Origin of the sequence: Desulfosporosinus paludis, from assembly GCF_045689965.1 — a bacterium.
Taxonomy (GTDB): domain Bacteria; phylum Bacillota; class Desulfitobacteriia; order Desulfitobacteriales; family Desulfitobacteriaceae; genus Desulfosporosinus; species Desulfosporosinus paludis.
This window is the reverse complement of record NZ_CP144211.1, coordinates 2,487,584-2,502,376: the sequence shown is the minus strand read 5'-3', so window position 1 is coordinate 2,502,376 and position 14,793 is coordinate 2,487,584. Positions and strand designations below refer to the sequence as shown.

Annotated in this window: 11 protein-coding genes and 1 pseudogene; 11 read left to right on the top strand and 1 reads right to left on the bottom strand. The window is 44.8% G+C overall.

Annotated elements, in window-relative coordinates; all coding sequences use genetic code 11:
* Positions 1–37: 37 nt before the first annotated feature.
* The 11 genes and pseudogenes from VZF35_RS12585 to VZF35_RS12535 all read left to right on the top strand — a co-directional run bounded on the left by VZF35_RS12585 (position 38) and on the right by VZF35_RS12535 (position 12,318).
* Positions 38–859: a glucosamine-6-phosphate isomerase gene (locus tag VZF35_RS12585; RefSeq protein ID WP_407314038.1), complete on the top strand. Its 822-nt coding sequence runs from the start codon at positions 38–40 to the stop codon at positions 857–859.
* 48 nt (positions 860–907) lie between these two features.
* Complete coding sequence (gene nagA / locus VZF35_RS12580; protein ID WP_407314036.1) at positions 908–2,071, top strand: N-acetylglucosamine-6-phosphate deacetylase; 1,164 nt, start codon at positions 908–910, stop codon at positions 2,069–2,071.
* A gap of 33 nt (positions 2,072–2,104) precedes the next feature.
* Positions 2,105–3,259: a ketose-bisphosphate aldolase gene (locus tag VZF35_RS12575; RefSeq protein ID WP_407314034.1), complete on the top strand. Its 1,155-nt coding sequence runs from the start codon at positions 2,105–2,107 to the stop codon at positions 3,257–3,259.
* Positions 3,260–3,347: 88 nt separating this feature from the next.
* Complete coding sequence (locus VZF35_RS12570) at positions 3,348–4,508, top strand: diphosphate--fructose-6-phosphate 1-phosphotransferase (protein WP_407314033.1); 1,161 nt, start codon at positions 3,348–3,350, stop codon at positions 4,506–4,508.
* A 72-nt stretch (positions 4,509–4,580) separates the two neighbouring features.
* Positions 4,581–5,528, top strand: a complete 948-nt coding sequence (locus VZF35_RS12565) for a triose-phosphate isomerase family protein (RefSeq protein WP_407314031.1) — start codon at positions 4,581–4,583, stop codon at positions 5,526–5,528.
* 49 nt (positions 5,529–5,577) lie between these two features.
* Positions 5,578–7,046 (top strand): annotated as a pseudogene (locus tag VZF35_RS12560) (lactate racemase domain-containing protein).
* Positions 7,047–7,152: 106 nt separating this feature from the next.
* The gene (locus VZF35_RS12555; RefSeq protein WP_407314029.1) at positions 7,153–7,881 is read left to right on the top strand and encodes a sulfite exporter TauE/SafE family protein; all 729 of its coding nucleotides are present in this window, start codon (positions 7,153–7,155) and stop codon (positions 7,879–7,881) included.
* Between the two features lie 62 nt (positions 7,882–7,943).
* Positions 7,944–9,203: a glucose-6-phosphate isomerase gene (locus VZF35_RS12550; protein ID WP_407314027.1), complete on the top strand. Its 1,260-nt coding sequence runs from the start codon at positions 7,944–7,946 to the stop codon at positions 9,201–9,203.
* Positions 9,204–9,209: 6 nt separating this feature from the next.
* Positions 9,210–10,313 carry a type I phosphomannose isomerase catalytic subunit gene (locus VZF35_RS12545; protein WP_407314025.1) on the top strand — a complete coding sequence of 368 codons (1,104 nt, stop codon included), beginning with the start codon at positions 9,210–9,212 and terminating at the stop codon, positions 10,311–10,313.
* Positions 10,314–10,443: 130 nt separating this feature from the next.
* Complete coding sequence (locus VZF35_RS12540) at positions 10,444–11,400, top strand: aldo/keto reductase (protein WP_407314023.1); 957 nt, start codon at positions 10,444–10,446, stop codon at positions 11,398–11,400.
* 351 nt (positions 11,401–11,751) lie between these two features.
* Positions 11,752–12,318 carry a DoxX family protein gene (locus VZF35_RS12535; protein WP_407314021.1) on the top strand — a complete coding sequence of 189 codons (567 nt, stop codon included), beginning with the start codon at positions 11,752–11,754 and terminating at the stop codon, positions 12,316–12,318.
* Between the two features lie 98 nt (positions 12,319–12,416).
* Here VZF35_RS12535 and VZF35_RS12530 read toward each other — a convergent pair whose 3' ends face one another.
* Positions 12,417–14,630, bottom strand: coding sequence for a sigma 54-interacting transcriptional regulator (locus VZF35_RS12530; protein ID WP_407314019.1), 2,214 nt, complete (start codon positions 14,628–14,630; stop codon positions 12,417–12,419).
* Between the last annotated feature and the right edge of the window lie 163 nt (positions 14,631–14,793).

Genomic DNA, 14,793 nt, shown 5'->3' with positions numbered 1-14,793 from the left:
TAACAAGAGTGAGAAGTTAATAAGAGAGGCGTTAGTATTGGAAAAAAAATATTACGAGCTTACAAAAGAAGAACTGCTGAGAAATTCCAAAATACCGGTGCAGATCATGCCGGATAATGAGACAGTTTTCAGGGCCATGGCTGAGGAAATCCTCAGAATCATCGAGAACAATAACTTGCAGGGAAAGAGGACCGTCCTAATTTGTCCTGTCGGACCTGTGGGGCAGTATCCCTATCTGGTAGGGATGATCAACAGCCGACACATAAGTCTTAAAAATACCTGGTTTATCAATATGGATGAATACCTTGATGAAAATTTGGCATGGATCGATAAGAATGACCGTCTAAGTTTCCGTGGTTTTATGGACAAGAACGTCTATGCGCAAATTAAGGACGAATTAATCATGCCGGACAATCAGAGGGTGTTTCCTGATCCTAAAGATCCTGCAGCCTTGCCCAAACTCCTTGAGGAGCTTGGAGGGGTAGACGCGGTTTTCGGCGGAATAGGTATTACAGGGCATGTAGCGTTTAATGAGCCTGCAGGCACTATGTCTTGCGGAGAGTATCTGCAGTTAAGAACGAGAATACTTGAAATAGCTCCGGAAACCAGAGCGGTTAATTCTATTGACGGTCTTGACGGTGCGGTTGATGAGATGCCGCGCTACTGCATAACCATTGGCCTGTATGAAATATCCCGTGCCAGGAAGATTCGTCTTTACTGTTTTCGGAATTGGCACCGGGCAGTCGTGAGGAGAGCTTGTCATGATGAGCCAACTGCTGCGTTTCCCGTGACGCTGCTCCAAGGACATAAAGACATTTCTCTAACGATTACCGAGAAGGCTGCCGGAAGCAGCTTCTGAACTTGGAAATAACTAACCGATAGATTTATGATCGAGGTGGCGATGGGTTTGGAGGATCTCCTGATTGAAAATGGGCAAGTCCTAGTGAACGGTCGCTTTGAAAATGCCAATATATTGGTGAAGAATGGAAGAATAGCAAGTTTGGCACCGATCTGCTCAGATTGTAAGAGTTGCCTTCGCTTGAACGCGTCAGGTAAAAAAATTGTCCCGGGTTTTATCGATATTCATACCCATGGAGGAAATGGAGTAGACGTTAACAGCGCTTCGGCTTCTGATCTCCTTAAGCTCAGCCGTTTTTTTGCGGCCCAGGGCACAACGGGATGGCTGGCCTCGATTGTTACCGATACCTATGAAAAAACAATCCAGGCTATCGGGCAGATTCGCCAAGCCATGTCAGGAGCTAACCCTGGAGCTCAGATCTTAGGTATTCATCTGGAAGGTCCCTTTCTCAGCAAGGAATATAAAGGATCAATGCAGGAGACTTTGCTCAGAAAAGCGGATCTCCCCTTATTTGAAGACTATCAGAAGGCAGCCGCAGGTTTGATTAAATATATCACGGTCTCCCCCGAGGTGGACGGTGCTCCCCAATTGATTAAAGAACTCACGGGACAGGGCGTCATTGTCTCAATGGGTCACTCCGGAGCAGATTACGAAACCGCACTGCATTGTATTCAAAGCGGCGCGACCGGCGCAACGCATACCTTTAATGCCATGAGATTATTGCATCAGCATGCGCCGGGAATATGCGGGGCAGTGTTGGAGACGGATGTTTTTTGTGAAGCGATTTGTGACGGAATACATCTTCATCCGGGAATCGTTCGGCTGCTGCTGAAGACAAAGGGAATCGACAAAGTGATAGCGGTTACCGACAGCATTATGGCAGCCGGGCTGCCGGATGGATTCTATAATTTGGGAGCGAGCAGAGTCAAGGTTTCAGGTGGAGATGCAAAACTTGTCAGTGACAGCACGCGGGCGGGAAGCACGCTTACAACTTCTAAAGCCCTTAGAAATCTGGTTGACTATACCGGCCGAAGACTAGAAGAGGTTATCTTACTGTTTACCGCTAATCCTGCTGCCTTGCTGAAGATTGACCGTTATAAAGGCTCTATTCTGGAAGGAAACGATGCTGATCTTGTGTTGCTTGATGAATTTCTCGGAGTTGATATGACAATCGTCGGCGGAAACGTAGTGTTCAAGCATAAGACGGCTTAAATTTCTTAATATTTTAGCGAGAGGAAGTTAAGTATGCCAATTGTACCTTTAAGACCCCTTTTAGAGGCCACTCAAAAATACTCCTTCGCCCAAGGTGCTTTTAATGTTAATGCTGTTGCTCAAGCCAAAGCGGTAATCGAGGTCCATGAGATGTTTCGCTCAGCCGCTATTTTGCAGGGTGCAGACCTTGCCAATGGGTTTATGGGCGGACGGAAAGATTTTTTAAATGCCACGCTGGAAGACAAAAAAATCGGTGCCAAGAATATTGCGGATGCCGTTAAAAAATACGGCGCAGAATCCAGAATACCTATTGTCCTACATCTTGATCACGGTAAAGATTTTGACTCCTGTAAGGCTGCCATCGATAATGGTTATACTTCGGTCATGATTGACGGCTCATCCCTGCCTTTTGAGCAGAATGTGGAGCTTACTCGTGAAGTGGTTAAGTACGCCCATAATTTAGGGGTGACGGTGGAAGGAGAGCTCGGGGTCTTGGCCGGAGTAGAGGACCATGTGTTCTCTGATGAATCGACGTATACGAATCCCACTAAGGTTGTGGAGTTCCTGAAAAAAACAGGGGCTGACTGTCTGGCAATTTCCTATGGAACAATGCATGGTGCGTCAAAAGGTAAGAACGTGAAACTGCGTAAAGAGATTGCGATTGCAGCCAGAGAATGTCTGCTGCATGAGCATATCTTTGGAGTGCTGGTGTCTCACGGTTCCTCAACCGTGCCCAGATATATCGTTGAGGAGATAAACAAGTTAGGAGGCGAGTTGACAGACGCCCATGGCGTACCGGTTGAGGAGCTTAAAGCTGCTATACCCTGCGGCATTGGGAAAATTAATGTGGATACAGACATTCGTCTTGCAGTAACCAGAAACTTGAAAGAGCTTTTTAGTTTTAATCCCCAATTGCGTCTAAGCTCAACTGTAGGACAGATTTATCAGCTCCTTGAGGCTAACAAATCTAAATTTGATCCGCGTATTTTCCTTGTCCCGATTATGGATACCTTAATGAAGGGCATTATACCGGATGATGATGTGGCCAAGGTTGTAGATTGCATTGAGCGAGGCGTTAAAGAGGCTGTGGGGACACTGATCGTCGAGTTTGGCTCGGTAGGTAAGGCAGATCTGGTGGAATGCGTAACCTTAGAAGAAATGGCTCAGAGATATAAGAATGGGCTATAAGCCGAATTTAATACTTGTCTCAGCTATTGCCTTAAGAATACGGATGAATGTTAGAAATAATTTAACACTTGATTAGGAGAGAACGGGCTTGAAAGGTAATTTGTTGATTATACATGGGGGCGGACCGACGGCTGTCATTAATTCGTCTCTCTATGGGGTCATAAAAAATGCACAAAATCATCCCGAAATAGGCGCGGTATACGGGGCACTGGGCGGCACGGGAGGGGTATTGTCAGGAGACTTTTACGACTTTACCCAAATGCAGCCCAAGACACTGGAATTGCTAAAACAAACGCCGGCCTCGATCATTGGAACCTCCCGGAAATCTTTGGAGCCTGGTGACTACGCGGCGATGATTAAGATTTTCAAGCAGCACAAGATAAAATATGTCCTTTTTAATGGCGGAAACGGTTCGATGGATACCTGCGGCAAACTGTATCAGGCCGCTTCAAAAGAAGGGATTTCGGTCATCGGTATTCCTAAGACCGTCGACAACGATTTGTCAATTACGGATCATTGCCCCGGTTTTGGCAGCGCGGCTCGGTATATCGCCCAGACTGTAGCAGAGATTTCCGAGGATGTTCACTCGTTGCCAATTCATGTCTGCATTATTGAGTCCATGGGAAGAAACGCCGGCTGGATAACCGCGGCAGCGGCTTTGGCAAAATCTGAGACTACCTATGGCCCTGACCTGATATGCCTTCCGGAAGTGGCTTTCAATGAAGATAAGTTTCTTTCGGAAGTCGAGTTCTTGTACAAACGCAACGGCTGCGCTGTAATCGTTGCCAGCGAAGGGCTGAAAAATGAAGAAGGCTCCACCATAGTAGATCCTATTTTTCAGGTTGGGCGTTCCACTTATTTCGGTAATGTCGGGGAACATTTGGCTGAGCTTGTCGTCAAAAAACTTGGCATCAAGGCTCGCAGCGAAAAGCCCGGACTCGCCGGACGGGCTTCAATACTGCATCAATCGACGGTTGACCGTTACGAGGCTATAATGGCCGGAGCAGCGGCATGCAGAGCGTCGGTTGAGGGAAAAACGGGTATCATGATTGGGTTTGAGCGTCTGAGCACCAAGCCCTACCAAATAAAAACCATCGAGATTCCTATAGAAGATGTCATGCTCCAGGAGAGAAAAATGCCTCAGGAGTTTTTCGCTGCTGACGGTAATGGCGTAACGCGAGAGTTTATAGATTGGTGTCGCCCCCTGATTGGGGGCCCGCTCTTGCAATTTGCAAGACTGAACAGCTAGTACGATCGAATGGGCAATACAAAATGAGTAATACAATACGAGTAATATAATACGAGAGAAGTGGAGATAGCGATGAAACAGTTGTTTGTCAACCTTAAACGATTTGAAGTATCTCGCTCCCAAGGTGGTCTTTGTCCCTATGAAAACCCCAAACTCTGGATTGAAGAAATCATCGAGGAAACTGTAAATTTGGGGATCGGTTCCTTGAACGAACTGCAAGTTGTCTATTTGGTGCCGGAAGCACTGATTATCTCAGCGCAGGAAAAGCTTGCCAAGTATGATGAATCCTCAAGAAAGGGTATTCGGATAGGCTGCCAAAGTGTTTTTCGCCAGAATATAGTCCAAGGCGGAAATTTCGGAGCCTTTACGTCGAACTTTCCGGCGGCCAGCGCCTACCAGTTGGGGTGCAGATGGTCGATGATAGCCCACTCCGAAGAGAGACGGGATAAGCAGGAAATTATGGCGGCCTTTGAGCCGGGCCTGGATAAAAATGAGGACCTGAAAAAACGTGCAGCCTCAGCGGTTGACAGTTTAATCAACCGGGAGGTTCTGGCAGCTCTTGAACAAGGCCTGAATATCTTGCTTTGTGTCGGTGAAACTGCCGAAGAACGCGGCAGCGGCACCCCTGAGGAACAGAAAAAGCGCACAGCGGAAACTCTCGCCGGTCAACTAAAGCGAGGACTGAATCAGGTTCAAAGTTATCTCCCTAAACAGCAGATTGTCATAGGGTATGAACCGATATGGGCTATTGGCCCGGGAAAAACACCGCCCGGTGCCGAGTATATTTCCTTTGTCTCCAGCTTCATTAAGGATGAAGTGAAAAAGCTGCTGGATATAGAGATTCCTGTTATCTATGGCGGCGGGCTAAATGAAAAAAACGCTGCCTCAATAGCCAACATATCCACCATAGATGGCGGCTTAGTGGCTCTTACTCGTTTTACAGGCCGGATTGGTTTTTATGCTGAAGATTTTAGAACTATAATTGGCAAATATCTGGAATGTAACGAAACTAAAGCTTAAATTTAAAATAATTTATGGCCGGCTGAAAGCGGCGGAAAGGACGATAAAAATGAAACTGGAATTTGAATACGGACAGGGAATGATGTCTGCCAATCTGCCCGACAATACCGATGTTTTTATACCCGGTGAAACGGTAAAGGATCCGGTCTATTTAGAGGATGTTTACGCGGCAACCAAAGAATCTCTGCTGAATCCGTTGGGGATGGAGCCTATTTCTAAGCTTGCTCATAAGGGATCAAAGGTTGTCATCGTTTTCCCCGACAGGGTGAAGGGCGGAACGCAACCCACGTCTCACCGCAAGGTTTCCATTAAATTGATCTTGGAGCAGTTATATGAAGCCGGCGTTCAAAAAGAGGACATTCATCTGATCTGCTCTAATGGGCTGCATCGTAAAAATACGGAAAGCGAAATTAAAACTCTTCTTGGGGAAGAGATCTTTAATAATTTTTGGTACACCCATCAGATTACCAACCATGACAGTGAAGACACCGAAAATATGGTTAATCTCGGTACAACGAAGCGCGGAGATCCGGTGCTGATGAATAAAAGGGTCTTCGAAGCCGATTTGCCCATCTTAATCGGACATGTTCAGGGAAACCCCTATGGCGGATATTCGGGCGGCTATAAACACTGTGCCACGGGCATTACTCACTGGCGTTCTATTTCCTCTCATCACGTGCCCGAAGTTATGCACAGAAAAGATTTCACCCCGGTCAGCACTCATTCTTTGATGCGCTCCAAATTTGACGAAATAGGGATGCACATGGAGAAATGCATGGGTAAAAAGTTTTTCTGCTGTGACGCCGTGCTGGACACTTATTCTCGTCAGATTGCGATTTACAGCGGCTATGCCCAGGAATTGGAGCCCATCTCCTGGGAGGTCGCCGACAAGCGCACCTATGTTCCCTGGGCCGAAAAAAGTATGACGTGGTTGTTTTTGGGATGCCGCAGTCCTTCCATTATGGGAATGGGATGGGTACGAACCCTATCTTTATGATGCAGGCAATTTCGGCCCAGATCATCAGGCATAAACGGATTTTCAGTGATCATTGTGTGATCATCTGTTCTTCCATCTGTAACGGTTATTTTCATGATGAAGAATTCCCAGGTTATCGCGAAGTATACGACCTGTTCCAACATAACTATAACAATCTCCTGCCCGACCTTGCCAAATATGGCGAGTATTTTGCAACTAATGAAGAGTATATCAGGAAATACCGTTTTTCCTTCGGGTTTCACCCCTTTCACGCTTTCTCCATGATTAGCTGCGGTCATATTGCCGAGATGAATACTTCGGCGATTTACATCGTTGGTGCTCAGGAACCCGGCTATGCCCGTGGTATGGGCATGAAAACAAGAGCTACCTTCGAGGAAGCCCTTGAAGATGCTAAAAAGAAATATGTCGGACCAAACCCCAATATTCTGGCTCTGCCGAAAACCTTTACCATGGGGGCTGTCCATCTCATGATGAAGAGTGAAACTTACAATCGGGTCAATGAAGGCCATCACCACGGTTGATAGGATTATCACTAAGTATCGATAGATTAAGCTTATGGGTGTTAAGCATAGAAAATTAATAGCTGCTTTGTTCTAGAGATATATGGCAGAAAATTGAGGAGAGTAAATGAGTTATTTATGGGTTGGGCTTATTGCCTTGCTGGGCAGCATGCTGCAAACAGCCACAGGTTTTGGCTTTGCAATTGTCACCATGGCTCTGTGGCCCTTCATTATCCCGTTTAAAGAAGCGGCGGCTGTTGAAGTTTTTTCTGCATTTGTTATGGTGATTTACATCTCGATCAAATTGCGCAAACATATTAACTTCAAGCTGCTGCTTTATCCCACTATTTCCTCCTTAATCACAGGAATTCTGGGTGTTTTTGTTCTCGTGTCAAGCAGAGATGCTATTTTGAGCAGAGTGCTTGGGGCGGCCTTGTTTCTGATGTCGATTTACTTTTTCTTTTTTAGTGAAAAAATTAAAATTAAGCCTACTCCTGTAAAAGGCTTACTGGCCGGAGCCATTAGTGGAGTGCTTAACGGACTGTTTAATATTGGCGGCCCGCCAATGGTTGTCTATTTTTTGTCGTCCACCGATGACAAACTTGAATATAACGCAACGATTCAGTTCTACTTTACTTTGAGTGCCATAAGTGTCCTGGGTATGCACTTGGCCATGGGTAACTTTAGTCTGGACATTGTTAAATTCAGCCTCGCATCTGGAGGTGGCTTGATACTGGGTGTTTTGGGCGGTATGTATCTATTTAAGAAGTTTTCTATTAACACGATTAAAAAGGCAGTCTATCCGTCTATGGCCGTGTTTGGCTTAATGTTGCTGATAGTTGGTAACGGCAGATAGGTAAGGCTGAGGAGATTTTTTAACTGCAAAAAATTCTGGAAGAATGGTGGAGGCCAAATGTCATGAAGAAGATTGAACTATCTTTTGCTGATCAGTTATTTAACTTGAACGAGATAGTGGATTTTACCCAAAAACATAAATCTTCCTTAGATGAAGTTCTCGGCAAAGAAGAAATCTATCAAGACAGCCTTGGCTGGCTGGATATCGATGAATGGGCAGGTGAAGCTGCTCTCAAAAGAATTCAGGATAAGGCTAAGGAGGTTCAGAACGTTGCGAATGTCTTTGTACTGATTGGTGTCGGAGGTTCAAACCAGGCAGCCAGGGCGGTGATTTCAGCTCTGCCGCAGGAGAAGGCACCGGAAATACTCTATGCGGGCAATAACCTTTCCGCGGATTATATGAACAAGTTGCTGAAATCTTTAGACGGCAAATCTGTTTATATTAATGCCATAGCCAAGAACTTTGAGACACTGGAGCCGGGTCTTTGCTTCAGAGTGCTGCGTCAATATCTTGAGAAACGCTATGGCAGCGAAGCTGCCGGCAGGATCGCGGTTACAGGGACAAAAGGCAGCTCTTTGTATCAACTGGCGCTTGATAACGGCTACACGTTCTTTACCTTCCCCGAAAATATAGGAGGCAGATATTCCGCGCTCTGTGATGTGGGGCTCTTTCCCATGGCTGTTGCCGGCCTTGATATCAGCCAATTGGTACAGGGAGCAAAAGAAATGAGAGCGCGCCTTCTGACCGAGCCGGCTGAAGAAAACATCGCCTTCCACTATGCAGCCTATCGCAATTTATTGCAGCTTAAGGATTATCGTCTGGAGATGCTGTCCTTTTTTGAGCCGAGGTTTCAGTACTTCAGCAAATGGTGGACCCAACTGTTTGCTGAGAGCGAAGGCAAAGACGGCAAAGGAGTCTATCCTGTAGCGGGGAACTTCTCTGAAGATCTGCATTCCATCGGCCAGTTCGTCCAGGAAGGCAGAAGGATGATCTTTGAAACCTTCCTGGATGTTTCTGAGAAAGACACCAGTCTACTCATAGAGAGGGATGACAAAAAGGATTACTTTGATTATCTGGAGGGCAAAGACCTCTGGACTATCAATAAAATTGCCTTTCAGGCGACCTTTGACGCTCACCTTAAGGGCGGCATTCCCTGTTCGAAATTGACGATACCGAAGTTGGATGAATACTACTTCGGGCAGTTGTTTTATTTGTTTATGTTTGCCTGCTATTTATCCGGCAAACTGCTTGAAGTCAATCCCTTTGACCAAGGCGGGGTAGAGAATTATAAGAAAAATATGTTTCAGGCCCTTGGCAAATGATCGGAGATGTCTAACATGAAATCCTATAGCTCAGGTATTCTAAAGCTCGAGCCGACGAGAGTGTGGCGGGCCTATAAAGGGGGAAAGTTGCTGGAGGAATGGCACAGTGCCCCGAATCCTCAGGACGGTAATTTCCCCGAAGAATGGGTTGCGTCAGCCATTTCGGCCAGGAATCCCGGCAGAGAGACTATTCCTGAGGAAGGGCTAAGCAGGGTCAGTATGCCGAGCGGCGGCCCGCTCCTTAAAGACCTGATAGAGCAAGATCCCTTATCTTTCCTGGGCAGAGAGCATTTCGAAAAATATGGCTGCAACATGGCTGTACTTGTTAAGCTGATTGATTCTCTCAGTCGTCTGATCATCCAGGTTCATCCGGATAAGGAATTTGCCAAAAGCGTTTTGTCTTCAGATTATGGAAAAACGGAAGCCTGGTACATTATAGGTGGCCGGCAAATAGACGGGCAGGACCCATATGTTTTAATTGGCTTCAAACCGGGGATGACCAAAGAAACATGGAGGACGCTTTTTGAGAAACAGGACATAGAGGGTATGCTTAACGCGCTGAATAAACTATCGGTTAAACCGGGCGACGTTTACCTCATCGAAGGAGGCGTTCCTCATGCCATCGGGGCCGGCTGTTTTCTTATCGAGATACAGGAGCCTACCGATTACACCCTGAGGGTTGAGAGAAAAACTCAGCAAGGCATAGTATTCCCTGATGAGCATTGTCATCAAGGCAGCGGATTTGATAAGATGTTCGACTGTTTTCATTACGATTGTTACACTGAGGCTGAAGTTATTAAACGCTGGCGTTTAACCCCCAAGCTGCTTAGCCGTGACCAGAGTGCAGAACATTGGGCTTTGATCGATAGTGAAGCCACGGAGCTCTTCGAGATGCAGAAAGTTACGGTTAGGCAAGGATTTACTCAAACGATGGACGGCAGGTATTGTATCGCTGTCATAGCTGAGGGCAAAGGAAATATAGGCAGCGGCGATAATAAGTTTGACGTTTGCAGAGGTGACTTACTCTTCATCCCTGCATGCCTTGATACAATATACTTTGAGGCAAGTGGGAAGCCTTTGGAAGTAATTTTATGTTTCCCTCCAAAATGATTCTGGGAATTTCTTGTTTATTTATTTAGAAACACTTAGAGAAAAACACACGCTTTGTCTCCTGCAACCTTGAATCCTGGTGAAATTCTGACGTTTCACAGTAAAATAATAGCTAAAGAAGGAATGATCAATGAAGTACTTGACTCTAAAAGGCAAGGGTCTTGAGCTAAACGTTTCCAAATTAGCCATGGGAACGGACAAACTCATGTTAACTCTAACAGATGCTGAATTTTTTTATCTTTTGGATACCTACACCGATGCCGGTGGAAACTTCATCGATACGGCAAGGGTTTACAGCGGAGGTAAAAGTGAAGAAGCAATAGGCAGATGGTTGCAAAAGACAGGAAAACGCAGCGATGTAGTACTTTCTTCTAAAGGCTGTCATCCCCCGCGGGAGAATATGTCCCAAAGCAGACTAGCGAAGAAAGACATGGAGTATGACCTGAATCTTAGCCTTGAAACATTAAAAACTGACTGTATTGATATTTACTGGCTGCACAGGGATGACCTGTCACTTTCCGTTGATGAAATCGTTGAGAATATCAATTCCTTTATCAAAGAGGGGAAAATCAGAATGGTCGGCTGCTCAAACTGGAGCTCCGACAGGATTGAACAGGCTAATCAGTACGCAGCGCTAAAAGGTCTAAACGGCTTTTCGTCAAGTCAAATTCAGTGGAGCTTGGCCCATACCAGTGAAGATATCTACCAGGATTTTGGTATAGTCATTATGGATGAAAAAGAATATGAGTACTACGTCCATAGAAACCTGCCGGTATTTGCCTATGCTTCGCAAGCACAGGGGTTTTTCTCCAAAGTTGCCCAAGGCGGCCTTGAAGCGCTGAGTGAAAAAACCAGAATGAGATTTAGCAGCAAGGATAATCTGAAAAGACTTGAGGTTTTAAAAGACTTTGCTGCAAGCCATGGAATCTCTTTAGCCGCAGCATCTTTAGTCTACATCACATGCAACCGGCTCACTGCGGTGCCGATCATCGGATCGAGAACACCCCAGCAGCTTCAGGAAAGCCTCGAAGCCGCAGACGTAATAATTACTGCAGAAGAAGCGGATAAACTATATTTTGTCGATTGAATTAAGTAAATCTATTAAACTATCTTAAAAAGGGCTGCCTGAAACTTAGTTTCCCAAAATCTTAAGTGGTTACAACGATCAAAAAGCGTCTTCCTTTCACTATCAAGAGTGGAATGAGGGCGCTTGTGTTTTTACTTTGGTGAAGTATGCAGAGCTTGCTAACAAATTGAGTGCTTCTGTTAACAACAGTTGATACAAAGTTTACATAAATGTTGACTGGTTAACACTTGAGTAAACTAGAAACCGGCTTTTTCTTGGGTTTTTTCATTGGCATGTTTCTTGCAAAAATGAACGTAGAGACGATGTCTGCTTGGACTGGTTTTAAGTTTTAAAAAAGAAGGAGGGTCTTTTATGACGGCATATCTTAATGCGGTAAAAGCCAAATTTAAGGATGGGAAAGTAGCTGTTCTAGTGATTATCTTCACGGTGGCACGACTGATTTATGGCTGGTCGTGGGTCACATCCGGACTGGAAAAATCAACAACCTGGTTTTCAGATGGTAAACTTAATTCAGCAGGAAAAATTGGTTCTCTTATTACAAACATCGCCGGTCCTAAAGTGACGAGCTATGATCCGCTTTATATTAACAAAGCATTTGCCTGGATCGCTCAAAATGTCTTCTTAAATATGCCCCAGGTGACTGATGTTCTGGTGGTGGTTTTTGAAATTTCCGTCGGTGTATGCATGATTCTCGGATTTAGAATTTTTTGGACTGCTCTGGTAGCCATATTCATGAATTTACAGTTCTTCGGCGGTGGTTCCTTCAACAACTTTGGTTATGTTTGGACTGATTTAGCTATGTTGAAATTTGCCCAATATGCTGAACTTCTTGGTGTCAGCGGGTTCTTAAACTATAGAAAAAATCAAGCCTTATCAGAGGAAGGTCAGCGGAATTACGCAACTGCTACCGGAAAGTAATAAGGATTAGCTGTCTAATTGTGAAGTAAATAAAATTTTGCGATACGCCAAAAGCCTTAGAACCTAGATTCTAAGGCTTTTTCTGGATAACGACTATTTTATGTTTGAAGACCAAGACGTTTTAACTTTTTCCATAAACCTGTGCGCGTAATTCCTAAGTATTGGGCTAAAGCGATCTTATTCCCCTCAAATTCGATCAACAAACGATTGATTTTTTGATACTCCGTCTCTGCCTCATTGCCTGCTTGAGTATAAAACTCATGAGGAAGATCTCGGGACTGGATCACTTGACCCTCTGCAAATACGAACAGCCGATTAATCACATTTTGCAGTTGACGAACATTCCCCGGCCAAGAATATTTCAGAAACTGTGCTCTTGCTTCAGGTGAGAGACGCTTCATAGGCGTCCCATGGGTTCTCGACAAAAAGTGAAGCATGCTTTCAGCCAAATCAAGAATATCCATACCGCGGAGTCGCAAGGGCGGGAGCTGTATTTCTATTGCATTCAAACGATAAAATAAATCTTCTCGAAATTCTCCTTCTTGGACCATCGATCTGAGATCACGGTGTGTGGCTGAGATAATTCGCACATGAACTCGAATAGGTTTACTTGCCCCCAGAGGCTCTACTTCTTGTTCTTGAATCACTCTTAAAAGCTTTGCTTGTAGTTCTGGAGACAGTTCGCCAATCTCATCCAGAAAAACTGTCCCTCTATCCGCTAACAAAAACTTCCCTTTTTTGCCACCTTTTAATCCTCCCGTAAAGGCGCCCTCCGTATACCCAAAAAGCTCAGATTCCAGAAGATTAGGAGGAATTGCTGTAGAATTGACAACAATAAACGGGCCTTTTGAGGAAGGACCAGACTGATGAATTGCTTTGGCAAACAGTTCTTTTCCCGTTCCGGTTTCCCCAGTAATAAGGATCGGGAAATTGTATTTAGCGGCTACTGCAGCTTGGTGTACCGTATTGCGCATAATTTCCGAAGAACCAATGATCTGTTCAAAGCCTTTTGGAACAGCGGAGATCTGGATTCTCTGTGGCCTGGTTTCAGCCTGAAGATCCATGGGCATATTCGTGAGAATAAGGGCAAGATGGTCTAAGGCAAATTTAAAAATACCTGCGGCAGTTAATGATAAGGCAAATTCGTCTGGAGTTACCCCGGTAAGTGCGGCGATGATTTTTCCTTCTTGATTTTCGATGGGTGCATATAAAACTGCGGTGATACCTTGACCGGTTATACCAAGCTCAATCGTGTGAAAACGAGGATCCGCAAGGTTAAAGGCAACAACACTCTTTGACTTTAGCATCTCTTTAATTCCAATATTTGAGAGAGGTGTACATTTGCCTGGACCATAAGAACTTTTACACGACCCTGCAATGCAGCGGCAATGTCCTTTTTCTTGGTCGATAAGACAAATTCCAATGCGGTCTATTTTTGAATTAAGACCTAATTGTGTGCAATATTGATTTAAAAAATCATGCGGAGACTGATCTGGAATAGCAGATGTTAGGGTTTGAAGGAGTGTCGATGTGCACAAGGTTTGAAATTGATGTTGAAGCTGGATACCTGCATAGGAAAAAGATTGGGCTACTAACTTTGAGAGAAGATCAAAAAACATAGCATCTTCAATTTGAAAGCGACCCGGTTCCGAACTAGCTAAGAGAATCGCCCCAATGACCCCATGATCAAAGATAATTGGGACTCGGAGAATGGATCGGAGTCCTGTCCGATAGAGTTGGGGATCTTCTCGAAAAGAGAAACCTTTGGGAGACAGGGTTTCCACAAGAAGCGACGTTTCATTTTGAACGATCCACCCCAGCCCAAGGTTTGCAATGGAGCGATAGGCAGTATGTAAGGTACCTTCAACTTCTAGGCCAATAGAATACTCATAGGTATATTTGCGTAGGATCGGATCCACTCTCATCAAATCAAATCGCTCAAAGGTTGCGGCTTCTTGTACAAGACTGGCGATGCGCTGAGTTACAACACCAGGGTCAGCCGTGAAATCTTCGAAAATTTGTTCAAAGGCAGCGGGAAGTTGGGTTGAAAACTCCACCACATCGCCAATTAACACGAGTTTGTCGCTTGTACCATTAACAACAAAGACTTTAATGAATAAAACCTCACCTGACGGTAAGATCCTAGATTTAACGAAAGCCGGATCCGAATATCCATCAAGAATTGATGCCAAAAAGTCCGAACTGAGCCTTTTCAGTAAGTTATTTGCCCAAAGGTTTGTAAGCAAAACCTGGTGCTCTGAATTAACTCGAATTATGGCATAGGGGAATTGGTCCAATAATTGTTGTTTCATGGTTGCTTTCTCCTTTGCCAAGCGTATATAACATAAAAAAAACGCTAACCTTATATCGTTAACGCTATTATTTATGAAGATAATTATAGATTTTCAAAAGATAATAGTCCTATTATACGGCGTTTTTCTTGGTATTACCATTATAATATAGGCCCAAAGATTT